A 25,489-nucleotide genomic window follows, 5' to 3' on the forward strand; every position below is an offset into this window, starting at 1 on the left:
CGCGCCGTCAGCGGCGCATCCAGCGGCCCCCGACCTCCTCGGCGAGGCCCAGCAGGTTCAGCATGACCAGCGCCGTCTGCACGTCCGGCAGCGGGAGGCCAGTGGCGGTCACGAGGTCGTCCAGCGTGACTGGTCCCGTCAGGGCCGCCAGCACCCGCGCCTGCTCGGGCGGGATGTCCGGCAGTGGGGCGTCCGGGACGCTGCCCCAGCCCAGCTCGGTCAGGACATCCGCCGCACTCTCGGTCAGGACGGCCCCGTCGCGGATCAGGGCGTGCGGCCCGGCGGCACGTGGATCCCCGGCGCGGCCCGGCACGGCGAACACCGTCCGCCCGCACTCCAGGGCGTGCGTGGCGGTGATCAGCGACCCGGACTTGCGTTCCCCCTCCACGACGACCGTCCCGGCGCTCAGCGCGGCGATCAGGCGGTTGCGGGTCGGGAAGTGATGCTGCGCGGGCCCGGTGTCCAGCGGGTACTCGCTGACCAGGGTCAGCTGCGCGGCCAGCCGGGTGTTCTCCCGCGGGTAGATGCGGTTCACGGCGCTGCCCAGCACGCCGAGACTGACCCCGCCCGCCTCGACGGCCGCGCCGTGCGCAGCGGTGTCGATGCCGCGCGCCAGGCCACTCACGACGATCACCCCGGCCCGGGCGAGGTCCGCCGCGAGCATCCGCGTGAACGCCTGCGCGTGCGGACTGGCCGCGCGCGTCCCCACAATGCCGATGGCGCGCGGCACGGTCGGCAGGTCCGGGAGCGGGCCGCGCACCCACAGGGCGGGCGGCGGGTCGCCCAGCGCGTCCAGCGCCGCCGGGTACCCGGGCAGGCCGCGCAGTAGCAGCGTCACGTCCTCCTGCGCCACCTTCGCCAGTTCCTGATCGGCGCGGGTCAACATGGCCGGATCACCGACCGCCTGCGCGGCGCGGGCGTCCAGGCCCGGCACCTCCCGCACCTGCCGCAGGGGGGCCTGCCAGGCGGCGCTCGCGGACCCGAAGTGGGCGCGGAGGGCCTCGATCCGGCGGGGGCCCAGACCCGGCGAGAACCGCAGGGCCAGGAGGGCCCGGCGCTCGTCCGGTGGAACGGGAACAGCGGGTTCGAACAGGGGACGGGTCACCCGGTCAGCATAGAAGCGGGGCCGGGCGGCCGTTGACTCAGCTGCCCGGCCCCCCGGCCGGGGTGAGGGGCGGTTCGTCCAGCAGGTCACTGTCGGCCAGGTCCTCGCCCTCGTCGTCGCTGAGGGCCACGCCCGGCAGCGTCAGCGTGAACAGGGCGCCGCCCTCCGGGTGCGTCGAGCCGGTCAGGTCCCCGCCGTGCATCCGCGCGATCTGCCGCGCGACGCTCAGGCCCAGGCCGCTGCTGCCTGCCCCGCTCACGAACGGTTCGAAGATCTGGTCTCCCAGCTCGGGCGGCAGGCCCGGCCCGGAGTCCCGCACGCGGAAGCACAGCTGCTCGGGCGTCTCGTGCAGGTCCAGCGTGACGGTGCCCTCGGCACCCGCGTGGCGGCGCCCGTTCGCCAGGAGGTTGCGCAGCGCCTGCGTCAGCCGGTCCGGGTCGCACAGGATGCCGCTGCCCCAGTGTCCGGTGAAGGTGGTGCCCGGCACCAGCCGGTCGAGCCGGTCGCGCAGCGTCTGCGCCGGGATGTAATGCCACGCGAGTTTCAGTTCCAGCTGCCCGCGGGCCAGCTGCATCAGGTCCTGCGTGGTGAACGTCAGTTCGTCCGCGACCAGCGCGGCCCGCGCGACCTCCGGATCACCCAGCCGCGCCTCGGCCCGCTGGAGGCTGGCCTTCAGCACAGTCAGCGGGGCGCCCAGTTCATGCACGATCTGGCCCAGCAGCTGCTTCTCGCGCGCCTGCTGCGCCTCGATGCGGCCCAGCAGGCTGTTGATGGCGCCCAGCAGGCGCTGCACCTCGTCCTCACGCGCCGGGAGGGGCAGCGGTTCGAGGCTGTGCGCCGGGTCCAGCCGGTCCGCCAGATTCGCCGCCTGCTCCAGGCCAGCTAGCGCGCGCCGTCCCACCCACCAGCCGGTCAGCAGCAGAATCAGCGGGGCGGTGACCAGCGCCAGCAGCAACGCGCTCAGCGCACTCTGCCGCGCGGCGATCAGGTCGTCCTCCGGCAGGCCGACCCACAGCGTGCCGAAGTTCCCCGCCTGGCGTTTCACGGCCCGCACGGTCGTATTCTGGATCGGCACGCGCGTCAGCGACCCGAACGGGTACCCGGCGTCGATGTAGTCGCGCAGCGCCGGGCTGGCGGCGATCACCTGTCCGTCCGGGTCGATCAGCAGGGTGTACGCGCCCGCGCCCCCTGCCGTACGGCCCAGCCCGCCAGAGTTGCGGGTAAAGGCCTCGGCCAGCGTGTCGGCGCGGTCGTTCAGTCGGTCCACGAACTGCTGGTCCATGCGGGACAGCAGCAGCGACACGACGCCCAGCGTGATCAGCATCAGCAGCACCGCACTCAGGGCGCTGTAGGTCAGGGCCAGCCGGAAGCGCAGGCTGTGTCGCCACGCCACCCGCGCCGAGTACAGGCCCGCGCCGGGCGTGAGCAGCGCGGCCCGCCGCGCCCCGGCCGGGGTCGTGACGGGCCGCGCCTCAGGCGTCATCAGGCCTGCAGCACGTACCCGACGTTGCGGATCGTGCGGATGCGCAGGTCACTGCCCGCCTGCTCCAGCTTCTTGCGCAGCTGCGAGATCCGCACCTCGACACTGTTGCTGTTCGGGGTCTCCCAGCCGTACAGGTGAGACTCGATGTCGGCGCGAGAGAACACCCGCTCGGGCGTGCGCATCATCAGTTCCAGGATGCGGGCCTCATGCTCGGTGAGGTTGATGTTCTTGTCGTTCACGCTCAGCAGCAGGCTGCTGGTGGACAGGCTGGTGTTGCCCAGATTCACGCCGGTTCCGGCGGCCGTACGGCGCAGCAGGGCCGAGATGCGCGCGTCGAGTTCCGGCATCGCGAACGGTTTGGTCAGGTAGTCGTCCGCTCCGGCGTTCAGGCCCGCCACGCGCTCCTGCACGCCACTGCGGGCCGAGAGGACCAGCACCGGAGTGGACGAGTACTGTCGCAGCGCCTGCACCAGATCCAGACCGTCTCCGTCGGGAAGGTTCAGGTCGAGCAGGATCAGCTGGGCGGTGTGGGTGCCCAGCCAGCCCTGCGCGTCTTTCAGCGTGGCGGCGTGATGCACCTGATAATCCCCGGACAGGTATTCCTTGAGCAGGGGGCCGAGGTGTGGATCGTCTTCAACAACGAGGATCTGAGCCAGCATGGGTCTCCTTGAAGGGCGGCCGTCACGGGGACGGACGCAATGACGTGATCCTACCGCCGCGCTCGCAGGACAGTCTTGATGAAATCTGGGTGCTTCCTGACGGTTCCCTTGCGTTGAAGTCGCCAGACTCAGCGGTTCTGGCCAGGCGCCGCGGACTTCCGCAGGCCCGGCAGACTGACCGCCGAGTTGGCCACCTGGACGTTGACGGTCAGCTTGAAGCCCGTCAGGAACTTCGTGATGGGCTGCGGCGCGGCTCGCTCCTCTGGCAGGAGGTTCAGCGTGCCGTTCGTCAGCGTGCCGACGTACCGGCTCTTCAGGCCGGGGAAGGCGCCGCGGGTCCGTTCCTCGTCACTGGGCGCGAACAGGACCACGACCGGTCCGCTGTAATCCCCGGCCAGTCTCACCGTGACGCGCCCGCCACTGCTCTCGCCGTCGCCCAGTTTGGTGGACAGGTCGCGGTCCCATACGATCAGTTGCAGGGCCGCGGCGGGCGAGGACAGCAGGAGGGTGGTCAGCAGGGCAGTCAGGTAACGCATGGGATCAGGCAGGCTCCGGGGGAAAGGGGGCGGAAGATGCAGAATCGGCAGGTCAGGGTTGACCTGTGATTGCCCAGCGTACCAAGCGCACCTGACGCCCGGCTGAACGCTCGCCGATCCTTCGTGACCTGAGCTTACCCCGGCCGCTCTTGCGCAGGTCTGACGCGTCCCACAGATGCGCGGGAGGCCGGGACGTGCGCACGCCCCGGCCTCCCGCGTCAGCTGGGCGCGGCTCAGCTGTGCGTCATGTCGAGCGGCACGACCCACTGCGCGAACTCGTCCTCGGTGACGTAGCCCAGGCTCAGGGCGGCCTCCTTCAGGCTGCTGCCCTCCTTGTGGGCCTTCTTGGCGATCGCGGCGGCCTTGTCGTACCCGATGTGCTTGTTCAGGGCGGTGACCTGCATCAGGTTGATGCTGAGGTTGTGCTCGATCTTCTCGTAGGCGGGCTCGATGCCGACGGCGCAGTTGTCGTTGAACGCGAGGCAGGCGTCACTGATCAGACGGATGCTCTCCAGCACGGCGTGCACCATGACCGGCTTGAACACGTTCAGCTGGAAGTTCCCCTGCGAGCCCGCAAACGCCACCGTGGCGTCGTTCCCGAACACGCGCGTGGCGACCATCGTCATCGCCTCGGACTGCGTGGGGTTCACCTTGCCCGGCATGATGCTGCTGCCGGGCTCGTTCTCTGGAATGACGATCTCCCCGATGCCGTTGCGGGGCCCGGACGCCAGCCAGCGCACGTCGTTCGCCATCTTCATCAGTGCGCCCGCCAGGGTCCGCAGCGCCGCGCTGGTCTGCACCAGGGCGTCGTGCGCACTCAGGGCCGCGAACTTGTTCTCCGCACTGCGGAACGCGAAGCCCGTCTCCTCGGCGTACTTCTTCGCGGCCAGATCACCGAACTGCGGGTGCGCGTTCAGGCCCGTCCCGACCGCCGTGCCGCCGATTGCTAGTTCCAGCAGCCCCTCGCCGGCGTGCCGCACCTCGGCCAGCGCGTAATCCAGCTGCGCGACCCAGCCGCCGATCTCCTGACCCAGCGTGATCGGCGTGGCGTCCTGCAGGTGCGTGCGCCCCACCTTCACCAGCCCTGCATGCTCCTGCGCCTTCGCGTCCAGGGTGTCGCGCAGCTTCCCGACACTGCCGTACAGCCGCTCGTTCAGTTCCAGCACCACCGCGATATGCATCGCCGTCGGGAAGGTGTCGTTGCTGCTCTGACCCCGGTTCACGTGATCGTTCGGATGCACCGGCTTCTTGCTGCCCAGCTCGCCGCCCGCGATCTCGATCGCGCGGTTGCTGATCACCTCGTTCGCGTTCATGTTGCTCTGCGTGCCCGACCCCGTTTGAAACACCACCAGCGGGAAGTGCTCATCCAGCGTCCCGGCGATCACCTCGTCCGCCGCCTGCACGATCAGGTCCGCCACGTCACGCGGCAGCTCACCCAGGTCCGCGTTCGCCTGCGCCGCGCCCTTCTTCAGGATGCCCAGCGCGCGGATCACGGGCCGACCCCACACGAACGTGTCCCGCCCGATCGGGAAGTTATGAATGCTGCGCTCCGTCTGCGCGCCCCAGTAACGGCTGGCATCCACGTCAAGGGTGCCCATCGTGTCCGACTCTCTGCGGTAGGTCGTCATACAGCGGCAAGTCTAAACGCCACCGGCTGTCACACGTCCGGGAACGCGGCCGCCCCGTCCGGCCCACCCCCCGGCAGCGGCTCGTCGCGCCACCCGTCCCGCCCACCACGCTTCGCGGCGTACAGGTGCTCATCCGCTCGCGCCACCACGCTCGGCAACGTATCCCCGGGCCGGGCCAGGGTCACTCCCGCACTGATGGTCACGATCCCCACCCCTTCCATGGCCTGCGTACGGAAGGTCTGGCACAGCCGCTCCGCCAGCGCCCCCGCCTCCAGCCGGTCCATCCCCGGCAGGGTCATCAGGAACTCCTCACCCCCCCAGCGGCCCACCCGACCACCCGGCGGCAACTGCGCCTCCATCAGCCGCGCGGCACGCTCCAGCACCTCATCCCCCACCTGATGCCCGAACGTGTCGTTCACGCGCTTGAAGTGATCCAGGTCCAGCAGCAGCGCTGCCCCCCCCGACGTCAGCAGTTCCTCCACCGCCGGGTACATGCCCCGCCGGTTCGGCAGATTCGTCAGCAGGTCCGTGTGCGCCAGCCGCTCCATGACCTCCACGGCGCTGCGCTGCGCCTCGAACTGCCCCCGGTACCACGACAGCGCATGCACGAACAGCAGCACGATCCCCAGCGTCAGCTGCACCCGCGGCAGGTCCGCCGACACCGGCCCACCATTGAGCGCCAACCCGGCCCACGGCACCACCACGGCCAGTACGAACAGCCCCGCGTTGTAGCGCCCCGCCACCCGGTTCGGAAACAGCAGATACGCCAGCATGACGTTCACGACCACCGACCAGTACAGCAGGTCCGACCCGCCCGTCAACGCCGGACGCTGCACCTCTTCCAGCAGCGCCTGCGCGAACACCTGCACATTCACCGTGAAGAACATCAGGCGTTCCACCAGCGGCAGCGGCTTCCCGAGCAGCAACCACACCAGACTGAACACCGCCGGGATCATCGTGACCGGCAGCACCACCTGCACGTACACATTCCGCACGCCCGAGGCATACGCCAGCACATTCAGCGTCAACGCCACCAGCAGCCCCAGAATCAACGCCAGCAGATACAGCGTCCGCCGCATCTGCTCCGGTGGACGCCACACGGGCGGCCCGGCAACTGGGCGCGACCGGGGCGGCGACATGAAGCCAGCGTACTCCTGGCCTCCCCGACCCCGTCAGCCCCCCAGTGGGGCCACCCCATACAATTTTGCTCAGGCGCGGGCACCTCGTCTCACTCTGCGCACCAAGGGCGCACGACGAACAGAAAAAGAAGAAGACGGCCACCTCTGAAAGTCAGCCGTCGAAAACGTCCGCAACACCGTTTCTGTGAATTGCACTCCTTGCGACGGGAGCGCATGTCCTCGCTGTTGCTCGCTCAATCTATCCTCTGCCCGGGCTGATTGAGTGAGTCTGGAGTCTCCACACGTATGACGGATACCCTCCCAATCGCACTTTTCGGACTGGTTGCCTTTCTCGCTGTCCTGCTTGCCCTGGGAACCAAGCTGCCCCTGACGGCTCTGCTGAACTTTCGGAGCTCCTCCGGGCATGAAATGGCCGTCGCCGCAGCATTCATCACGTTCCTGACCTTCCTCCTCAAACTCTGAATTCTGCGGCTAGAGCGGCGCTCCTCGGGTGAGGTAACGCCGCTCTAGACTGTCCATATGCGGCAGTACCTTGACCTGATGCGCCACGTTCTGGAGAACGGCACCGACAAGACCGACCGGACCGGCACCGGCACCCGCTCGGTATTCGGCGCGCAACTGCGCTTCGACCTCCGGGACGGCTTCCCCCTGGTCACCACGAAGAAGGTCCACCTGAAAAGCGTCATCTACGAACTGCTGTGGTTCCTGCGCGGCGAGAGTAACGTCACGTGGCTGCAGGAACGCGGCGTGAGCATCTGGGACGAATGGGCCGCCCCAGACGGCGAACTTGGCCCCGTGTACGGCGTGCAGTGGCGCAGCTGGCCCACCCCGGACGGCAGCAGCATCGACCAGATCACTCAAGTCATCGAGCAGATCAAACGCACGCCGGACAGCCGCCGCCTGATCGTGAACGCCTGGAACGTCGCACAGATCGAAAACATGGCCCTGCCCCCCTGCCACGCGATGTTCCAGTTCTACGTGGCGGACGGGCGCCTCAGCTGCCAGCTTTACCAGCGCAGCGCGGATCTGTTCCTCGGCGTGCCGTTCAACATCGCCTCCTACGCCCTGCTGACCCTGATGGTCGCGCAGGTGTGCGGCCTGGAACCCGGTGAGTTCATCTGGACCGGTGGGGACGTGCACTTGTACAGCAACCACATGGAGCAGGTGGAACGGCAACTGGCGCGGGAGCCGCGTGCACTGCCCGTCATGCACCTCAACCCCGAGGTCAAGGACATCTTTGACTTCCAGTACGAGGACTTCCGCCTGGAAGGCTACGACCCGCACCCCGGCATCAAGGCCCCGGTGGCCGTGTGAGCGGCTGCATCTTCTGCCGGATCGTGGCGGGGGACGCGACCGCCAGCATGGTCGCTGGAAACGAACTGGCCGTCGCGTTTCTGGATATCGGGGCATTCACGCGTGGGCACACGCTGGTCGTGCCCCGGCGGCACGCGGTGACCTTTACCGACCTGACACCCGAGGAGGCCGCCGCCATGACCGCACTGGCACAGGAGGTCGCGCGCGCTATCCAGAGCAGCGAGGTGCGGGGCGAGGGCTTCAACCTCTGGATGGCGAACGGCGCGGCAGCCGGGCAGGACGTGTTTCACGCGCACCTGCACGTCTTCCCCCGGCATGCGGAGGACGGCGTGAGGGTAGCTGTAGACGCCCTGTCCCCCACCCGCGCTGAACTGGACGAGGTGGCCGCCGGACTGCGCCGCGCTCTGGAGCCCCTGTGACCCGTCCGTCGTTCGATGAGCTGGGGCTGGCGACGGCGCGGCTCTGGGCGACGCGCAGTGCGGACAGCAAGGTGCGGGTGGGGGCGTGCATCCTGGACCGGCATCACCGGGTGGTGGGGGTGGGGTACAACGGGCGCGCGGCGGGTGAACCGAATGAACGCGAGAGCCTGTCGCAGGGGCACAGTGGGTTCATTCACGCGGAGGTGAATGCGCTGCTGGCCGCCAACTGGAACGGCGAGGGGCACACGTTGTACGTGACGCATGAGCCGTGTGCAGCGTGCGCGCGGCTGATCGTGAATTCGCGGCGGGTGGGGCGCGTGATCTTCGAGACGGCGTACCGCGAGACGAACCGCGTGGAATCGGGCCTGCCGAGCGGGGAGCAGATCCTGCGGGATGCGGGGATCGAGGTGCGGCATGTCCCGGCCCCCTGAACTGGGCGAGGCTGAGCGGGTTGGCCCGGAACTGGTCGGCATCGTCGCGGTGACCGAGAACGGCGTGATCGGGCGGGACGGGGGGATGCCGTGGCACCTCCCGGCGGATCTGGCGCATTTCCGGTCGCGCAGTCGCGGGAAGCCGAACGTGATGGGTCGCAAGGTGTGGGACTCGCTGGGGGGGCGGCCGCTGCCGGGCCGGGCGAACATCGTCCTGACCCGAAATGCGGCGTTCAGCGCGCCGGGCGCGCAGGTGGCGCACTCGCCGCAGGACGCGCTGGCGCTGGCCGGGGACGCGCCGGAGGTGGCGATCATCGGCGGGGCGGAGGTGTACGCCCTGTACCTCCCGCAGTTGACGCGGGTGGAACTCACGCTGATTCACGCGCGGCTGGACGGGGACACGTTCATGCCGGACCTGGGGGACGGGTGGGTCGTCACGTGGGAGACGACGCGCGCGGCGGACGACGCGAATCCCTTCGACCTGACGTTCCGCACGCTGACCCGCCACCCCTGATCGGCTCACCGTGCCTTGCCTGCAGACTCGGGCGGGGCGCGGCTGACAGAATGCCGCTCATGAGTCTGGTGGATGTCGCCATCGTCGGAGCGGGCCCGGTGGGCCTCGCCGCCGCCATCGCCTGCAAGCGTGCAGGCCTGAGTTACGTGGTGCTGGAGAAAGGTTGCGTGGTGAACGCGATCTTCGAGTACCCCACGTACATGTCGTTCTTCACGACCGCGCCGGAACTGGAGATCGGGAATCACCCCATGGTGACCGGGCACGACAAACCCGACCGCCGCGACGCGCTGATGTACTACCGGCTGGTCGCGCAGCGCGAAGCCCTGAACGTCGAGCAGTACACCGAGGTGACCCGCGTGCACGCCGCCCCGGCAGGCTTCACGCTGGAAGTCGAGAAGCGCGACGGCACGCCCGGCGTGGTCGAGGCGCGGCGCGTGGTGGTCGCCACCGGGTACTACGACAACCCCCTCGCGCTGGGCATCGCCGGTGAGGACGGCGAGAACGTCAGCCACTACTACACCGAGGCGCACCCGTTCATGGGCCTGAACGTCACCGTGATCGGCGCCGGGAACAGCGCCGCCGACGCCGCGCTGGACCTGTGGCGCAGCGGCGTGAACGTCACCATGGTCGTCCGCGCGCCCGAACTGAAGAGCACCATCAAGTACTGGGTGCGCCCGGATCTGGAAAACCGCATCAAGGAAGGCAGTATCGCCGCGCACTTTGGTTCCCGCGTGGTCGAGATCCACCCCGAGCATGTGGTCGTGCAGCGCGAGGACGGCACCACCTGGGAGCTGCCCACGCACTTCACGTTCGCGCTGACCGGGTACCGCCCCGACCTCTCCTTCCTGGACGGCCTGAACCTCGCCACGCAGCCGGACGAGTGCCTGGTGCTGGACGAGCACTACCAGAGCAGCGTGACGGGCCTGTTCGTGGTGGGCAGCGCGGGCTTTGCCGGGCGGACGAATCAAGTGTTCATCGAGAACGGCCGCTTCCATGCCGATCACGCCGTCGCGGAGATCGCGCGGCAGCTGGCCGAGCGGGGCGTGCAGCCCGCCTGACCCCCTTGCGGGGGCCGCCCGGTGAAGACTGCCGGGCGGCCCTTTCATGGAGCGGCCGGGGGGGGCGTGGAATACTCGCCGCATGATCCCCGCATCCCGGCGCGCCCTGACCCTGGGCGCTCTGCTGCTCAGTGGCCCCCTGCTGCCCGCGTCCGCCCAGACGGGCACGGAGCCCTCCCCTCCCCCACCGGCGCAGACCATCCCCGCGATCCCGCCCACGCCGCCCGCCCCGCAGCCCACGCCAATTCCGGAGCCTCAGCCGACCCCGGAACCCACGCCCACCCCGACCCCCGAACCCAGCCCGGTACCGACCCCGGCTCCTCAGCCCGCGCCGCCCACTCCCACCCCGGAGGTCACCCCTGCCCCGGCGAAGATCACTGCGCCTCTGCTGATCACCGTGGAGGCCCAGTGGCCCGCGCTCGTGAACGGCAAGAAGACGACCGTGCCCTTCAGCCGCACCCTGACCATTCCCGGCAAGCGAGTGGAGGTCATCCGAGCGCGCGGCGTGATCACCGAGAGCCTGGAGCAGGAACTGGCGAGCTTCCTGAAGGGACTGCCCACCACCGCGCAGGACGCCCGTTTCGAGCAGCTGTGGGATGGCTGGGCGGTCGTGCAGCGGAACGGGCTGAAGGTGGACGCCGCGAAGGCCCGCGCGAACCTGTTGGCCGCCATCCAGGATCCGAAGGGCCTCAAGGTGACCATCCCAGTGAGTGGGCAGGTCGCGCCGAAACGCACCCTGGAGTACTTCGCGTCCCGCGGCATCACCGCGCACCTGGGCACCGGGCAGACGAACTACTACGGCAGCAGCGCCGCCCGCGTCACGAACATCCATGTGGGCACCCGCCGCTTCCAGGACCGCCTGCTGGACGGAAAGACCGTGTCCTTCAACCAGATGGTCGGTCCGATCAGCACCGGCACGGGCTTCGTGACCGGACTGGTCATCGCCGGGGAACGCACGGCGAATGGCGTGGGCGGCGGCATCTGCCAGGTCAGCACCACCGTCTTCCGCGCGCTGTACGCGGCGGGCCTGCCCATCCTGCAACGCCAGAACCACTCCTATCAGGTGCACTACTACGACCCACAGGGCCTCGACGCGACCATCTACCAGCCCAGCCTGGACCTGAAATTCGCCAACGACACCGGGGGTTCGCTGTGGTTCCAGAGCGACTGGGACGACGCGTCCTCCACTCTGACCGTGACCGTGTTCGGCAAGGCCCGCGACTTCACGGTTGAGATCGGCGCGCCCCGCACCCTGAGCAGCACGCCCGCCCCCGCCGACCGCCTGATCCGCGACGCCAGCCTGCCCGCCGGGCAGCGCAAACAGGTGGACTGGGCCGCACCCGGCGCGGTCATTGAGGTCACCCGCAAGTTCATGCGGGACGGGAAGGCCTTCAAGCAGGACACCCTCAAGAGCAGCTACCGGCCCTGGCCGAACATCTACCTCGTCGGCACCCGCTGACTACGTGAACAAGAGGCGGCCCCGGTCACCGGGGCCGCCTCTCGCCTGTTGTGGTCTCCTGCTCCGTTATTCCTCGGCGGCGTAGCCCAGGATCTCCAGAATCCGGTCGAGTTCCTCACGGGACGCGTAGTTCAGTTCCACGCGGCCCTTGTCCTCGCCCGTGATGCGCACGCGGGTGCCGGTGCGGCGGCTCAGGTCGAGTTCCACCTGCCGGAACGCGCGCGGCGGATTCACCTTGATCGGCGTCGGCTCGCGCTTCTCGCGTTTCAGGGCCTCGGCCTCGCGGACGCTGAGGCTGCGGGCCGTGATCTGCTCCAGCGCCCAGGCGCGGTCCGTGTCGGGCTGCGCGAGGATCGCGCGGGCGTGCCCGGCACTGATCTGCCCGTCGTCCAGCGCCCGCAGCGCCGGGGCGGGCAGCGTCAGCAGGCGCAGGGCGTTCGACACCGCGCTGCGGCTCTTGCCGACCGCCTGCGCCACGCCCTCCTGATTCAGACCTTGCTCCATGAGCGCCTGGTACGCGCGGGCTTCTTCCAGCGCGCCCAGGTCCTCGCGCTGCAGGTTCTCCACGATCGCGATCTCCAGCGCCTCGCGGTCCCCGAGGTCGCGGATGATGACGGGCAGTTCGGTCAGCCCGGCCAGCTGACTGGCGCGCCAGCGGCGTTCCCCGGCGACGATTTCGAAGTGGTCGTCGCGCGGGCGGACCAGCAGGGGTTGCAGGACGCCCTTGTCGCGGATGCTTTGCGCGAGTTCCGCCAGGGAGTCCGGCGTGAACACCTGACGCGGCTGGTACGCGGCCTGCACGATCTTCTCGACCTTCAGGGTCTGCACCATGGCGGGGGCGCTCTCGGCGGGTTTGCCGAGCAGGGCGTCCAGGCCGCGGCCCAGGCTAGATTTTTTCGACACGCTGCATCACCTCCTCGCTCAGGCGCTTGTACGCCGCCGCGCCCGCCGACAGCGGCGCGAACGCGTTGATGGGCTTGGCGAAACTGGGCGCCTCGGACAGGCGCACGTTGCGCGGTACGACCGACCAGAACACCAGCTCCCCGAAGTGCTGCCGGACCATGCTCTCGACTTCCTGTGAGAGGTTCGTGCGCCCGTCGAACATGGTCAGCACGACGCCCAGCACCTTCAGGCGCGGGTTCAGGCCGCCCTGCACGCGCTCGACGGTCTCCATCAGGCCCGCGAGGCCCTCCAGGGCGTAGTACTCGGCCTGCAGGGGAATCAGCAGCGCGTCGGCGGCGGCCAGCACGTTCACGGTCAGTGGCCCCAGGCTGGGCGGCGCGTCGATCAGCACCACGTCGTACCCGCTGATGGACGCCAGCAGGCGCGTCAGGGCGTCCGGGTCCTCCGCGAGTTCCACGCCCGCCCCCGCAAGGTCGGGCGTGGCGGGCAGCAGGAAGAGGTTCGCCTGCACGGTCTCCACGGTGTACTCGGCGGCGCGGGCCGGTTCGCCCAGCGCCTCGTACAGGCCCTGCGTGGCGCCGCGCTGCCCCAGGCCACTCGTGGCGTTCCCCTGCGGGTCCATGTCCAGCAGCAGCACGCGTTTCCCACCCGCCGCGAGGTACGCGCCGAGGTTGACGGCGGTGGTGGTCTTACCCACCCCGCCCTTCTGATTGACGACGCCCAGGACCTTCACAGCGGCCCCCGCGTGTGTTCGTGTCGCATGCCGTTCACCGTGCCGTCCAGAATAGCGGCTGCTGGTTGGGAACACCCTCGCGTCTGGGGTACTTCTTCGGGGTGGGTCCGACCTTCTCGATCACAACCAGGGTGCGCGCGTCGCCCAGCACCGGCAGGGTGAAGGCGTCCACCTCGGTCACGCGGCCCCCGACCTCGTCCGCCGCGCGGCGACCGGCGTGCAGTTCCTCCTCGCTGATCGGGCCCTTTTGCGCCACGAGCAGCCCGCCGGGCTTCAGCAGCGGTAGGCCCAGTTCCGCCAGGATCGGCAGGGCCGCCACGGCGCGGCACACCACCCGGTCGTACGTCTCGCGGTGTTCCGGGTCGCGTCCCAGCGTCTCGGCGCGGCCCACCAGCGGCGTCACGCCCTTGAGGTTCAGCGTCTCGGCGGCCGAGCGCACGAAGTCGATCTTCTTGCGGATCGAGTCGAGCGGCGTGAACGCGGCGTCCGGGCGCACGATCGCCAGCGGCAGCGTCGGGAAACCAGCACCGGTGCCGATGTCCAGCACGCGCAGGCCCGCGCCGTCCAGGTGTTCGCCGCGCAGGCAGCTCAGTGAATCCACGAAGTGCTTCAGGACGATGTCCGATTCCGTCTTCAGCGCCGTGAGGTTCACGCGGCTGTTCGCCTCGACCAGCAGGTCCAGCAGCTGCTCGAACTGCGGCAGCTGTCCTTCGACGTTCAGGCCGAGTTCTGCCGCGCCCTGACCGAGGAGTGCCTGTCCCTCGGGCGTCACAGGCCGTACCTGACTTTCATATCCTGATACCTCTCGTAGACGTGTTCATCGATGTCCTCCAGCGGCAGCCGGTCCAGCAGGGGCAGCAGCGTCTCGCGCAGCACCTCGCCGCGCGCCATCCACTGAAAATAGCGCCTGCCACCGTGGTTGTACGGCCCGTACAGCTTCGAGCCGGGGCACAGGCGCAGCAGCGTCTCGAAGAGTTTCTGGTGGCGGGTGTGCATGCGCAGCGTGATCTGCGGCTGCTTGCCGTCCCCGCCGAAGTGGCCCTCGCCGATCAGGATGCCCAGCAGCAGGCCGTCCTCGAATGGGGTGTTGGTGGTGTTCACTGCTCCGGTCATCGAACCTCCATTGTTTCACCGTCAAGTTTCCCGTGAAACGCAGGTACGGTCAAGCGACGAAAAAATCGGAGGGAAGATCACCCTCCGATCCATATTGTTTCACCGTCAGGTTTCCCGTGAAACGTCCCCACCCCGCTGTTTCAGGTGCACCAGCAGCGCGCTGATATCCGCGTGTCGCACGCCGGAAATCCGGCTGGCCTGCTCCACGGTCCGGGGCTGCGCGCGGCCCAGTTTCTCGCGCGCCTCGTTAGACAGCGCCGCGATCCCGCTGAAATCAATGCCCTCCAGGCTCAGGCCACGCGAGCGGTCCTCGGCGCGCAGCTGCACCTCGGCCCGGCGGATGTACCCGGCGTACTTCACACGGATCTCCACCGCCTCGCGCTCGGCGGGCGACAGCTCGGGCAGGGTCACGCCCAGCGCCTCCACGTCCGGCAGGCTGAACTCCGGGCGGCGCAGCCACGCGTCCCCGGTCTGCCCCTGTGCCCGCTGCCCTTCCAGCGCCGCGATGCCGCCCTGCACCCGCGCATACTTGGCCTGCACCCGCGCCAGTTCCGCGTCGTCCACCAGCCCCAGCGCGTGCCCGATGGGCGTCATGCGCTCGTCCGCGTTGTCCTGACGCACCAGCAGGCGGTGCTCCACGCGGCTGGTCATCATGCGGTACGGCTCGTTGCTGCCCTTGAACACCAGTTCGTCCAGCAGCACGCCGATGTACCCGGTCTCGCGCCCGATGAACGCCTCCTGCTCACCCAGCGCGCGGCGGGCCGCGGCCGTCCCGGCGATCAGGCCCTGCGCGGACGCCTCCTCGTAGCCGCTCGTGCCGTTGATCTGCCCGGCGGTGAACACGCCCGGCATCAGCTTCGATTCGAGGTTCAGGGACAGTTCCAGCGAGTCCACCACGTCGTACTCCACGGCGTACGCGTACCGCTGGATGACCGCCTGCTCGAAGCCCGGCAGTGAGCGCACCAGCGCGTCCTGCAGGTGTGGCGGCAGCGACGAGCTGAACCCCTGCAGGTACACCTCGCTGGTCTGCACGCCGTCCGGCTCCACGAACAGCAGGTGCCGGTCGTGATGCGCGAAGCGCACGACCTTGTCCTCGATGCTGGGGCAGTAACGCGGCCCCAGACCCTCGATATCCCCGGAGTACATCGGGGATTCGTGCAGGTTCTCGTTGATCAGGCGGTGCGTCTCGGCGGTCGTGTGCGTCTGCCAGGTGGGGGACTCGGCGGCGCGCGGACCGGGCGTGCCGGTGAACCCACGCGGGTCGGGATCGGCGGGAATCTCCAGCAGCTCGGCGAAGTTCACCGCGTCCGCCCGCACGCGCGGTGGCGTGCCGGTCTTGTACCGCTTCAGGATGTGCCCGGCGCGGGCCAGCGGCGCGGACAGGAAACGCGCGGGCGGTTCGCCCTGACGGCCCTCGGCGCGGGACTGCCGCCCGTACCACGTCACGCCGCGCATGAACGTCCCCGCCGCGACCACGACGCTGCGAGCCGCCAGTCGGCGCCCGTCGGTCGTGACGACCAGCCAGCCGCCCCGACCGTCGCTTTCCAGATCGGCGGCCTCGCCGCGCAGGATGTCGATGTTCGGATGCCCGAAGATCACGTCCTGCGCGCGCTCGGCGTACGCGTCACGTTCGTTCTGCACGCGCAGGGACTGCACGGCAGGGCCCTTGCTGGCGTTCAGGGTGCGGGTGTGGATGGCGGTCTCGTCGGCCAGTCGGCCCATCAGGCCGCCCAGGGCCTGCAATTCGAACACAAGCTGGCTCTTGCCGGGGCCGCCCACCGCGGGGTTGCAGGGCATGCGGCCCACGGTGGCGGGGTTCCCGATCAGCAGGGCCACGCGGGAGAACTTCGCGGCGGCCCACGCCGCTTCCAGTCCCGCGTGCCCACCACCTATGACCAAGACATTCCAGCCGCTCATCAGCCCACCAGTGTACCCGCCCCGAGAATGGGAAACGGTGATCCCGTGCGGCACTGTGTGGACCCCGCCGGGGGTGACCGGCCCAGCCGATCAGGGCCGTTGAGCCGCGCTGACCGCCCGCCTACCATGGGGGGTATGAACTTCGAGCAGCTGCGCGCCGACCTGATCGGGACCGACACCGTGATCCGCACGCCCTTCGGGGAGCGGCGCGTCACGTACGCCGATTACGTCGCGTCGGGCCGCGCGCTGCGCAGCGTCGAGGAACGTGTGGCGACCCTGGCGCTGCCGCTGTACGCGAACACCCACACCGAGGACAGCGCCACCGGCGCGCACTCCACGCACCTGACGCATCAGGCGGCCGAGTACGTCAAGGGGCAGCTGGGCGGCGACGCCACCTGCAAGCTGGTGTTCTGCGGGTCCGGCAGCACGGCGGCCGTGCGGCGCATGCAGGACATCCTGGGCCTGACGGTGGGCGCACACCACCGCGCCGCGATCCTGGCGGGCATGGCGGTGGGGGAGAGGCCGGTCGTGTTCGTCGGCCCGTACGAGCACCACAGCAACGAGATCAGCTGGCGCGAGACACTGGCCGAGGTCGTGGAGATCCCCCTGTGCGAACGCGGGAACCTCGACCTGGACGCGCTGGTCGCCGCGCTGAAGGACCCGCGCTACGCGGGGCGGCCCAAGATCGGGTCGTTCAGCGCCGCGAGCAACGTGACCGGCCTGCTGACCGACACCCGCTCGGTGGCGCGCATCCTGCACGCGCAGGGCGCGTACGCGTTCTTCGACTTCGCCGCCAGCGGCCCGTACGTAACCATCGACATGAAACCGGGCCGCCCTGACGGGTACGACGCGGTGTTCCTCAGCCCGCACAAGTTCGTGGGTGGCCCCGGCACGCCGGGCCTGCTGTGTTTCCGCGAGGACCTGTACCGGCTGGCGGTGCCCAGCACGCCGGGGGGCGGCACGGTCCGCTTCGTGAACCGCGAGCGGCAGGTGTACGTGGAGGACATCGAGGCCCGCGAGGACGCCGGGACGCCCGCGATCCTCGGGAAGATCCGCACGGCGCTGGCCTTCCGCGTCAAGGAGGACCTAGGCGCCCGGCAAATCACCGACCGCGAGCACGAGCTGTTCGCCCGCGCCCTGACCCGCCTGGGCGCGAATCCCGGCATCCGGCTGCTGGGGAACCTGGAGGCGCCCCGGCTGGCGTTCCTGTCGTTCCTGACCTTCACGCCCGGCGGGCGGCAGCTGCACCCCCGGCTGGTCGTGCGGCTCCTGAACGACCTGTTCGGCATCCAGGCGCGCGGCGGCTGCGCGTGCGCCGGGCCATACGGGCACGTCCTGCTGAACGTGGACGACCAGACCAGCGAGCGGGTGCTGCAGTGCGCCCTGAACCACGTGGACAGCGTGAAGCCCGGCTGGACGCGACTGAACCTCGCGCCGTGGGCGACGGACGAGGAGGTGGAGTTCCTGCTGGACGCCATTGAGTTCGTCGCGGAGCACGGCGAGCGGTTCCTGCCTCTGTACGACTTCGACTGGGATTCCGGCGCGTGGACGCACCCGGCGGACGCCGCGCCGATGGACCTGTTCGGTGACGCCCGGCCCTGGACGGCAGCGGGCGCGGTGCCGTACGCGGACTACCTGCGCGAGGCGCGTGCCCTGGCGGCTGGCCTGAGCCCGGCAGGGGAGGGGAGGGCGGTGCCGCCGAACGTGCCGGAGGATCTGGTCTTCTTCGCTCACTGACACAGGAGATCGGGTAGCCCTCCGGCGTCCGGCTGGTCTGGACGCCGGAGGGCCTTCTGATGCAGTCGGCAGGGCTGGAACCGGTTCGGCTTGCGGGGCAGGATTCGCGCCTCATGGGTAAAGCGTCTAAAATGCCTAACGAGCGTTTGCTAGACAGATGAACTTCCGGTCCCTCCCCCGCCGCGCGGGTGGGGCGCACCGGTCAGGAGGCCCCAGCCCATGATTCAACCCTTCACCCCCGAACCCATCCGCTTCGTCGCGGAAGACGGGACGCCGGTCCAGCCCCTCCCGGAGCGTTACACGCCCGAGGTGCTGCGCGACCTGCACCGCCTGATGCTCCAGGCGCGTGAATTCGACCGCAAACTCATCACGCTGCTCCGGCAGGGCCGCACGACCTTCTACGCGCAGTCCAGCGGCATGGAAGCCACCCAGGTGGGCCTCGCCCGCTCGATCCGCGTCGGGCACGACTGGGTCTGGCCGTACTACCGCGACCACACCCTGGGCCTCGCCATGGGCGTCCCCATGGCCGAACTGATCAGCCAGTGCCTGGGCACGAACAGCGACTCCTGCCGGGGCCGCCAGATGCCGCACCACTTCGCCGCGCAGCGCCAGAACTTCGTGTCCATCAGCTCTTCCATCGCGTCGCAGGTGCCGCCCGCCGCCGGGAACGCCATGGCGCAGAAGTACCTCGGCGTGGACGAGATCACCGTCTGCACCTTCGGGGACGGCGCCACCAGCGAGGGCGACTGGCACGCCGGGATGAACATGGCGGGCGCCGCACAGGCCCCCGCGCTGTTCGTCTGCGAGAACAACCAGTGGGCGATCAGCACCAGCATCCGCGAGCAGACCGCCAGCGAAACCATCCACATCAAGGCCAAGGCGTACGGCATGCCCGGCTACTACGTGGACGGCAACGACATCATCGCCGTCATGGAAGTCTGCGGATACGCCGCCGAGCAGGTCCGCGGCGGCCAGGGTCCCGCCCTGGTCGAGTGCCTGACCTACCGCGTGGGCTCGCACAGCAACGCGGACGCGGACGCCGAGAAGCACTACCGCACCCGCGAGGAAGTCGACGCGTGGCTCGCCCGCGACCCGATCACCCGCCTGGAGAACCTCCTGGCGCACCTGGGCCACCCCGTCACCGCCGAGGACCGCGCCGCGATGATCGCGCAGACGCACCGCGAGGTGGACGAACAGGTCCTCGCCGCCGAGGCGACCGGGCAACCCGACTGGCGCATCATGTTCGAGGACGTCTACGCCGACTTGCCCGACCACCTGCGCCAGCAGGAGGCGTTCCTGCGCGCCGAGCAGACCGGAGGCCGCGCGTGACCGCCACCCAGACCCGCCCGGAGGCTGCCCCCATGACGACCGGCCGAACCATCAACCTCATCCAGGCCGTCACCGAGGCCATCGCCGAGGAGATGGAACGCGACCAGCGCGTCGTGCTGTTCGGCGAGGACGTCGGCGCGCGCGGCGGCGTGTTCATGGCCACCGCCGGACTGCAGGAACGCTTCGGTAGAAATCGCGTCTTCGACACGCCCCTCAGTGAGGCCAGCATCGTCGGCGCCGCCGTCGGCATGGCCGTGCGCGGCCTGCGCCCCATCGCAGAAATCCAGTTCGCGGACTACATGGGCCCCGGCTTCGACCAGATCATCTCGCAGGCCGCCAAGATCCGCTACCGGTCGGCCGGGCAGTTCACGGCCCCCATGGTCATCCGCACGCCCTCGGGCGGCGGCGTGAAGGGCGGGCACCACCACAGCCAGAGCCCCGAGAGCTACTACACCCACACCCCGGGCCTGAAGGTCGTCATGCCCAGCACCCCCTACGACGCCAAGGGCCTGCTGAAGGCCGCGCTGCGCGGCGAGGACCCCGTCATCTACTTCGAACCCAAACGCCTCTACCGCGCCGCCAAGGGCGAGGTGCCCGACCACGACTACGTCGTGAAACTCGGCGAGGCCGCCATCCGCCGCGAGGGGAGCGACCTGAGCCTCATCGGCTACGGTGGCGTGATGCCCGACCTGGAGAAGGCCGCCGACGCCCTGGCCGCCGAGGGCGTCAGCGTCGAGGTCATCGACCTGCGCTCGCTGGTCCCCTGGGACCGCGACCGCGTCCTGACCAGCGTCCAGAAGACCGGCCGGGCCGTCCTCGTCAGCGAGGCCCCACGCATCAGCAACTTCATGGGCGAGGTCGCTTACGTCATCCAGGAGCAGGCCTTCGATTATCTGACCGCCCCGGTTGGGCAGGTGGCGGGCTTCGACACGCCGTACCCGTACGTGCAGGACAAGGTGTACCTGCCCGGCGCGAACCGCATCGTCGCGGCCTGCGTGCAGGCCCTCAACTACTGACCCCACCCCCTGGCCCCTAAGCTGTCTCCATGCGACCTGACCTGCTGCGCCCCCTGCTGGGCACCCTGGGCCTGCTGATCGGCTTCACGCTGTACGCCCTCGCGGGCAAACTCGCCGAACCCTGGCAGAGCGTCGCCATCGGCGGCATGTTCGCCCTGCTGGGCCTGGGCGCCTGGGTGTATGCCCGCGGGGAACGCTGGATTCAGGGACTGGGCCTGCTGCTGCTCATCTACGGACTGCTGCGCGCCACCGTGCTGCGCTGAACCGACACACCACCGCGTTTCTCCGTTCCGTGGCCGTGAGGAAAGCACTCCCGTCCACTCCACTCCAAACCGCTGTGCATCACGGTTTCTCGCTCCGCTCGGGTCAGGGGCTTTCGGGAACACCGCCCTCAAGACCCCTGACCACCGATCAACGAGGTATTCCATGAAAGAAGTGCTGCTGCCCGAACTGGCCGAGAGCGTCGTCGAGGGCGAAATCCTGAAGTGGCTGGTGCAGGAGGGCGACACCATCGCCCTGGAACAACCCCTGTGCGAGGTCATGACCGACAAGGTCACCGTGGAACTCCCCAGCCCGGTCGCCGGGGTGCTCAGCAAGCGCCTCGCGGGCGAGGGGGACGTCGTGGCCGTGCACGCCGCCATCGCCCTGATCGACGAGACCGGCGGGGCCGCCCCCGCTGCCACCGCACCCGCTGCTGCGCCGCTGAGCACGCAGGCGCAGGAGGAACGCGAGCAGGTGGGCGGCAGCATCGTCGAGGCCGGACACCTTCAGAACAAGGCGGATGACGATTCCACCAGCCTCTTCAAGGCGTTCTCCAGTGACGAGAAGGTGCAGGTGCAGGGCCTCGGCGCGCGCCAGCCCGCCGCGCCCGCCGCACCCACCCAGCCGACCCGCGCGGACGGCCGCGTGCTGGCCGTGCCCGCCGCGCGGCAGCTGGCGCGTGAACTGAACCTCGACCTGACGCAGGTGCGCGGCAGTGGCCCCAACGGCCGCATCCGCGTGAGCGACGTGCTGGCCCACCAGGGCATCAACCAGGGTCAGGCCGCCCCCGCGCAGACGGCTGCCTCGGCTCCGGCCCCCGCGCAGGCCGCCCAGCCCGCCGCTGCCCCCGCGAAAGCCCCCGCCGCGGGCGGCATGCCCGTCGCGCCCGTGCAGTACCGCACGCCCAAAGGCTACGAGCACCTCGAGGACCGCGTGCCGCTGCGGGGCATGCGCCGCGCCATCAGCAACCAGATGCAGGCCAGCCACCTGTACACCGTCCGCACCCTGACCGTGGACGAGGTGAACCTCAGCAAACTCGTCGAGTTCCGCGCCCGCGTCAAGGAAGACGCCGCCGCGGCGGGCGTGAAACTCTCGTACCTGCCGTTCATCTTCAAGGCCGTCGCCGTCGCGCTGCGCAAGTTCCCCAGCCTGAACACCAGCTTCGACGAGGCCACCCAGGAGATCGTCCAGAAGCGCTACTACAACATCGGCATGGCCGTCGCCACCGACGCGGGCCTGACCGTGCCCGTCCTGAAGGACGTGAACCACAAGAGCGTCTTCGACCTCGCCCGGGAAGTCAGCGACCTCGCCGCGCGCGCCCAGGGCGGCAAACTCCAGGCGGACGAACTGGCGGGCAGCACCTTCAGCGTCACGAACATCGGCTCGATCGGCGCGCTGTTCTCCTTCCCGATCATCAACGTGCCCGACGCCGCCATCCTCGGCATCCACTCCATCCAGAAGCGGCCCATCGTGGACGAGTACGACAACATCGTCGTGGCGCACATGATGTACCTCAGCCTGTCCTTCGACCACCGCCTCGTGGACGGCGCGGAAGCCGCGCGCTTCTGCAAGGAAGTCATCCGCCTGCTCGAAAACCCGGACCGGCTGATGCTCGAAGCCATGTAAGCGAACGTCTGACTCTGCTGTGGACTGAGGTGGCAGGGGTCGGAGAGTCTGAAAGTCCAAGGGTCTGAAAGTCGAAGGGTTTAGGAAGCGCGTGCGGCAGCTCCTGTTCTCTGGGCATTCAGACCTTTGGACCCTTGGACCTTTGGACGCCCGCCGCTCTCTTCCTCTCGCATGAAGGGCTCCTGAGGCGCCTCGCATCTTCCCGCTGGCCGGGGCGGCGCAAGCTGAGGGCATGAGCGACGAGCAGAAGACCGGGTACGACCCCGCCAACACCAGCCCCGCCGAGGGCCAGAGCCACGCGATTCCCGAGCAGGCGAAAGGCAAGGACCCGAACATCGACCCGGCCGCGAAACCCGAACCTGCCGAGGGCGGCCGGGACGAGGTGGAGGGCGACAGCACGTCCGGCCAGTCCTGAGGCTGTGACCGAAACGACGACCCTGAACGTGGCCCGCCCGGATGACGAGCGGGCCGCGCTCCTCGTGTGGATCAAGGACACGCTGCGGCCCGAGTACGGCGAGCGGCCCCTGAAGCCCCGCCGGGAGCCGCTGCACGAACTGATCAGCACGATCCTCTCGCAGCGCACCACGCACGCCGACGAGGAAGCCGCGTACCGGGAACTGCGGACGCTGGGCGACTGGAACGCCATCATCGCCGCGCCCGTGGAGACCGTGGCGCACGCCATCCGCCGCAGCAACTACCCCGACAGCAAGGCCCCGCGCATCCAGGCGACCCTGGCCGCGCTGCGCGACTCGCCCGGCGGGTACGACCTGAACTTCCTGCGCGCCCTGCCCGTCAGGGACGCCCTGACGTTCCTGACGGACCTGCCCGGTGTGGGCATCAAGACCGCCAGTCTGGTGCTGTTGTTCAATTTCGCCCGCCCGGTCTTCCCGGTCGATACGCACGTGCACCGCGTCACGACCCGCGTGGGCGCCATCCCGAAGATGGGCGAACAGGCCGCGCACCGCGCCCTCCTGAAGCTCCTGCCGCCCGACCCGGCGTTCCTGTACGAACTGCACGTGAACCTGCTGCGGCACGGCCAGCGGGTGTGCTCGTGGTACGACCCGAAGTGCGGCGCGTGCGTGCTGCACTCCCGCTGCGACGCCCACGCGCAGTACGGGGATGGGGTGCCCGCCTGGAAGGGGTGAGGCAGCAGGTCTCTATCTGCCGTGTCACGCTGGGGGCATGTGGCGATGGCTGCTGCTCCTGCTGATCGTCCCGGCGACCCTGTACGCCGTGACAGGTGGGTCGGTGGGGCCCCCGCCGCCGCTGGAGGTGCACCACGTGACCCCCGTGACCCTGCCGGAACCCCGTGACCTTCCCGAACTGCTGGCCCGCCTGGACGCCTGGGTGGCGCGTGAGGTTCCCCGGCACCACGCCACGCTGCGCCCCGGCGTGACGGACGCCGCGCTGGACGCCTTCGAGGAGCGGCAGGGCGTGACGCTCCCAGAAGCCCTGCGCGCCCTGTACCGCTGGCATGACGGGGGCGCCCTGTTCGGCCTGCAGTTCCTGCGCCTGGAACGACTGGCCTCGGATCGGGGCCTCTATGCGGAAGTGGCGGCCGATCACATGACCGATCTGGACGAGGTCGTGGTGTCGCACCCGCCCGGCGCGATCCGCCTGCTGTACGCCACGGGCGACTGGCTGCCGTTCCTGCACGATGGGGGCGGCAACCACGTGGCGATTGACCTGCATCCCGGCCCGGCGGGGCGGGTTGGGCAGGTCATCACGGTCGGCCCGGACGAGGACGACCGTTACGTGCTGGCGTCCGACCTCGACACCTTCCTGCGCGAGTACCTGCGCCGCCTGGAAGCAGGGCAGGTCACGGTGCGCCGTTTGGGCGGGTACGCGACCGAGACCTGGGAGGTGCGCCTGCAGGAGCCGGGCGGGCGTGCCCCGGACACGTACGGGTTGCTGGCCCACCTGTTCCCTGGATTCGGCGCGGCTCCCGAGCGTATGGGTGCCCGCCGCCACTGAGCCGTTCTTCTCACTCTGGGTCGGTGTACCGGCGGAGTTCCTGGGGGGTGTGGCCGGTCCAGGCTTTCAGGGCGCGGCGGAAGCTGCGGGCGTCGCTGAAGCCCAGGCGTTGCGCCACCGTCTCGGTCGAGTCCGGGGTGTGGGTCAGCCACTCGCGGGCCTCGTCGAGAAGGACCCCGGCCCGGACCTCGCGGAAGGTGGTGCCCAGGCGGGACAGGCGGTGGCGGACCGTGCGGGGGTGCAGGCCCAGCAGCGCGGCGACGGTGCCCAGGTCCCGGTCGTGGGGCGGCTGGAGGCGCAGGCAGTCGCGCAGCTGCGCGTCGAAGGTGTGATCCGGCTGCGGGGGGGCCGTGTGGGTCAGGCGGCCGCACCACGCCAGGGCGTCGCGGTGCGTGGCGGGGTCGGCGCGCAGCAGGGGCAGGGTCAGCCACGCGCCGGGCAGAACGACGGTGCTGTGCGGCGCGCCGAACGTGACGGGGCCGAACGCGGCGTGGTAGCGCAGGCGCCCGTCCAGCGGTGGGGGCGGCCCGGTCAGGTCGGTGCGGTGGGGGCGCAGGTCGCGCCCGGTCTCCTGGCGGAGGATGCCGAGCAGGCTGGCGATGAATTCCTCGGTCAGGAAGCGTTCCACGTCGGCGTGCAGTTCCGCTCCGGCGCGCAGGTGCAGGTGCAGTTCGCCCGCGTGCTGGGTGGCGCGCAGGATCAGCGGCGTGCCGATCAGGTGCTGGAAGCGCAGGCCGATGTGCAGGGCGTCCCCGACGGTGGGGGCGGTCATCATGGCGAACCCGGCGGGGCCGAAGGCGGTCAGGGTCTGCGCGGCGCCGATCTCGATGCCGGGTGCGTGGGGGGGCAGGCCGGGCAGGGCCGCGCGGATCAGGGTGTTCACCTGCGGGGCGTTCAGTTGCGGTGGGGGTTGCGCGGCGTCCAGTTCCGCCCGCCAGTGCCGCAGCTGCCGCGTCAGGGGGTGCGTGGGGGGGAGGTCGCGCGTGGCGCCGAGCAGGGCGCGCCACAGGACGGGCGCGAACCGCAGCGGGCGCGGCGGCGCCTGGACTGCTGATGGCGGGTGCGGCTGGCTGTCCGGTCCGGTCTCCCGATCATTGCCCATTCGGTCCCCCTGGCGCTCCAGTGTAACCCTGGG

At 69.8% G+C, this 25,489-nt stretch carries 27 protein-coding genes; 15 read left to right on the forward strand and 12 right to left on the reverse strand.

Going from position 1 to position 25,489, the window contains the following annotated elements; translation table 11 throughout:
* Positions 1-7 precede the first annotated feature (7 nt).
* From dprA to IEY69_RS17360, 6 genes are all read right to left on the reverse strand, one after another.
* Positions 8-1,105, reverse strand: a complete 1,098-nt coding sequence (dprA, locus tag IEY69_RS17335) for a DNA-processing protein DprA (protein ID WP_229784074.1) — start codon at positions 1,103-1,105, stop codon at positions 8-10.
* 37 nt (positions 1,106-1,142) lie between these two features.
* Positions 1,143-2,588, reverse strand: coding sequence for a sensor histidine kinase (locus IEY69_RS17340; protein WP_189074406.1), 1,446 nt, complete (start codon positions 2,586-2,588; stop codon positions 1,143-1,145).
* Entirely contained in the window at positions 2,588-3,247 is a 660-nt protein-coding gene (locus IEY69_RS17345) for a response regulator transcription factor (RefSeq protein ID WP_189074407.1), read from the reverse strand. Before IEY69_RS17345 ends, IEY69_RS17340 begins: the two co-directional genes overlap by 1 nt.
* 128 nt (positions 3,248-3,375) lie before the next feature.
* Positions 3,376-3,783 carry a hypothetical protein gene (locus IEY69_RS17350; protein WP_189074408.1) on the reverse strand — a complete coding sequence of 136 codons (408 nt, stop codon included), beginning with the start codon at positions 3,781-3,783 and terminating at the stop codon, positions 3,376-3,378.
* A 233-nt stretch (positions 3,784-4,016) separates the two neighbouring features.
* Positions 4,017-5,411: a class II fumarate hydratase gene (fumC, locus tag IEY69_RS17355; RefSeq protein ID WP_189074409.1), complete on the reverse strand. Its 1,395-nt coding sequence runs from the start codon at positions 5,409-5,411 to the stop codon at positions 4,017-4,019.
* A gap of 29 nt (positions 5,412-5,440) precedes the next feature.
* Entirely contained in the window at positions 5,441-6,550 is a 1,110-nt protein-coding gene (locus IEY69_RS17360) for a GGDEF domain-containing protein (protein ID WP_189074410.1), read from the reverse strand.
* A 285-nt stretch (positions 6,551-6,835) separates the two neighbouring features.
* Here IEY69_RS17360 and IEY69_RS17365 point away from each other — a divergent pair, with 285 nt between their 5' ends.
* From IEY69_RS17365 to IEY69_RS17395, 7 genes are all read left to right on the forward strand, one after another.
* On the forward strand, positions 6,836-7,012 hold the full coding sequence (locus IEY69_RS17365; protein ID WP_189074411.1) for a hypothetical protein: 177 nt from the start codon (positions 6,836-6,838) through the stop codon (positions 7,010-7,012).
* A 57-nt stretch (positions 7,013-7,069) separates the two neighbouring features.
* Positions 7,070-7,864 carry a thymidylate synthase gene (locus tag IEY69_RS17370; RefSeq protein WP_189074412.1) on the forward strand — a complete coding sequence of 265 codons (795 nt, stop codon included), beginning with the start codon at positions 7,070-7,072 and terminating at the stop codon, positions 7,862-7,864.
* Positions 7,861-8,283 (forward strand): HIT family protein, encoded by a 423-nt coding sequence (locus tag IEY69_RS17375; protein WP_229784076.1) that lies wholly within the window; start codon positions 7,861-7,863, stop codon positions 8,281-8,283. The genes IEY69_RS17370 and IEY69_RS17375 overlap by 4 nt, the downstream gene beginning before the upstream one ends.
* Positions 8,280-8,714, forward strand: a complete 435-nt coding sequence (locus tag IEY69_RS17380; RefSeq protein ID WP_062159585.1) for a deaminase — start codon at positions 8,280-8,282, stop codon at positions 8,712-8,714. The genes IEY69_RS17375 and IEY69_RS17380 overlap by 4 nt, the downstream gene beginning before the upstream one ends.
* Complete coding sequence (locus IEY69_RS17385; protein ID WP_189074413.1) at positions 8,698-9,228, forward strand: dihydrofolate reductase; 531 nt, start codon at positions 8,698-8,700, stop codon at positions 9,226-9,228. The genes IEY69_RS17380 and IEY69_RS17385 overlap by 17 nt, the downstream gene beginning before the upstream one ends.
* 59 nt (positions 9,229-9,287) lie before the next feature.
* Positions 9,288-10,286: a YpdA family putative bacillithiol disulfide reductase gene (locus tag IEY69_RS17390; RefSeq protein WP_189074414.1), complete on the forward strand. Its 999-nt coding sequence runs from the start codon at positions 9,288-9,290 to the stop codon at positions 10,284-10,286.
* An 82-nt stretch (positions 10,287-10,368) separates the two neighbouring features.
* The gene (locus IEY69_RS17395; protein ID WP_189074415.1) at positions 10,369-11,745 is read left to right on the forward strand and encodes a VanW family protein; all 1,377 of its coding nucleotides are present in this window, start codon (positions 10,369-10,371) and stop codon (positions 11,743-11,745) included.
* A gap of 66 nt (positions 11,746-11,811) precedes the next feature.
* Here the strand turns inward: IEY69_RS17395 and IEY69_RS17400 are convergent, their stop codons facing one another.
* The 5 genes from IEY69_RS17400 to mnmG all read right to left on the reverse strand — a co-directional run bounded on the left by IEY69_RS17400 (position 11,812) and on the right by mnmG (position 16,411).
* Entirely contained in the window at positions 11,812-12,648 is an 837-nt protein-coding gene (locus tag IEY69_RS17400; RefSeq protein ID WP_189074416.1) for a ParB/RepB/Spo0J family partition protein, read from the reverse strand.
* Positions 12,632-13,381: a ParA family protein gene (locus IEY69_RS17405; RefSeq protein WP_229784078.1), complete on the reverse strand. Its 750-nt coding sequence runs from the start codon at positions 13,379-13,381 to the stop codon at positions 12,632-12,634. Before IEY69_RS17405 ends, IEY69_RS17400 begins: the two co-directional genes overlap by 17 nt.
* A gap of 34 nt (positions 13,382-13,415) precedes the next feature.
* The gene (gene rsmG / locus IEY69_RS17410) at positions 13,416-14,153 is read right to left on the reverse strand and encodes a 16S rRNA (guanine(527)-N(7))-methyltransferase RsmG (RefSeq protein ID WP_189074418.1); all 738 of its coding nucleotides are present in this window, start codon (positions 14,151-14,153) and stop codon (positions 13,416-13,418) included.
* Positions 14,150-14,494, reverse strand: a complete 345-nt coding sequence (locus IEY69_RS17415) for a hypothetical protein (RefSeq protein ID WP_046843728.1) — start codon at positions 14,492-14,494, stop codon at positions 14,150-14,152. The genes rsmG and IEY69_RS17415 overlap by 4 nt, the downstream gene beginning before the upstream one ends.
* Positions 14,495-14,599: 105 nt before the next feature.
* On the reverse strand, positions 14,600-16,411 hold the full coding sequence (gene mnmG / locus IEY69_RS17420; RefSeq protein WP_189074419.1) for a tRNA uridine-5-carboxymethylaminomethyl(34) synthesis enzyme MnmG: 1,812 nt from the start codon (positions 16,409-16,411) through the stop codon (positions 14,600-14,602).
* Between the two features lie 135 nt (positions 16,412-16,546).
* Here mnmG and IEY69_RS17425 point away from each other — a divergent pair, with 135 nt between their 5' ends.
* The 8 genes from IEY69_RS17425 to IEY69_RS17460 all read left to right on the forward strand — a co-directional run bounded on the left by IEY69_RS17425 (position 16,547) and on the right by IEY69_RS17460 (position 24,354).
* Positions 16,547-18,148 (forward strand): aminotransferase class V-fold PLP-dependent enzyme, encoded by a 1,602-nt coding sequence (locus IEY69_RS17425; protein ID WP_189074420.1) that lies wholly within the window; start codon positions 16,547-16,549, stop codon positions 18,146-18,148.
* A gap of 219 nt (positions 18,149-18,367) precedes the next feature.
* Positions 18,368-19,477 carry a thiamine pyrophosphate-dependent dehydrogenase E1 component subunit alpha gene (locus IEY69_RS17430; RefSeq protein WP_189074421.1) on the forward strand — a complete coding sequence of 370 codons (1,110 nt, stop codon included), beginning with the start codon at positions 18,368-18,370 and terminating at the stop codon, positions 19,475-19,477.
* Positions 19,474-20,493: an alpha-ketoacid dehydrogenase subunit beta gene (locus tag IEY69_RS17435; RefSeq protein WP_189074422.1), complete on the forward strand. Its 1,020-nt coding sequence runs from the start codon at positions 19,474-19,476 to the stop codon at positions 20,491-20,493. Before IEY69_RS17430 ends, IEY69_RS17435 begins: the two co-directional genes overlap by 4 nt.
* 29 nt (positions 20,494-20,522) lie before the next feature.
* A complete protein-coding gene (locus tag IEY69_RS17440; RefSeq protein WP_119675112.1) occupies positions 20,523-20,756 on the forward strand; it encodes a hypothetical protein in 234 nt (77 codons plus the stop codon).
* Positions 20,757-20,919: 163 nt separating this feature from the next.
* Positions 20,920-22,380 (forward strand): dihydrolipoamide acetyltransferase family protein, encoded by a 1,461-nt coding sequence (locus tag IEY69_RS17445; protein WP_189074423.1) that lies wholly within the window; start codon positions 20,920-20,922, stop codon positions 22,378-22,380.
* A 232-nt stretch (positions 22,381-22,612) separates the two neighbouring features.
* Positions 22,613-22,795 (forward strand): hypothetical protein, encoded by a 183-nt coding sequence (locus IEY69_RS17450; protein ID WP_189074424.1) that lies wholly within the window; start codon positions 22,613-22,615, stop codon positions 22,793-22,795.
* A 4-nt stretch (positions 22,796-22,799) separates the two neighbouring features.
* Positions 22,800-23,525, forward strand: coding sequence for a monofunctional DNA glycosylase (locus IEY69_RS17455; protein ID WP_189074425.1), 726 nt, complete (start codon positions 22,800-22,802; stop codon positions 23,523-23,525).
* A 37-nt stretch (positions 23,526-23,562) separates the two neighbouring features.
* Positions 23,563-24,354: an SMI1/KNR4 family protein gene (locus IEY69_RS17460; RefSeq protein ID WP_189074426.1), complete on the forward strand. Its 792-nt coding sequence runs from the start codon at positions 23,563-23,565 to the stop codon at positions 24,352-24,354.
* 10 nt (positions 24,355-24,364) lie between these two features.
* On the opposite strand, the gene IEY69_RS17465 is transcribed toward IEY69_RS17460, so the two are convergent.
* Complete coding sequence (locus IEY69_RS17465; RefSeq protein WP_189074427.1) at positions 24,365-25,456, reverse strand: AraC family transcriptional regulator; 1,092 nt, start codon at positions 25,454-25,456, stop codon at positions 24,365-24,367.
* Between the last annotated feature and the right edge of the window lie 33 nt (positions 25,457-25,489).

It is taken from the genome of Deinococcus sedimenti (assembly GCF_014648135.1).
GTDB lineage: Bacteria > Deinococcota > Deinococci > Deinococcales > Deinococcaceae > Deinococcus > Deinococcus sedimenti.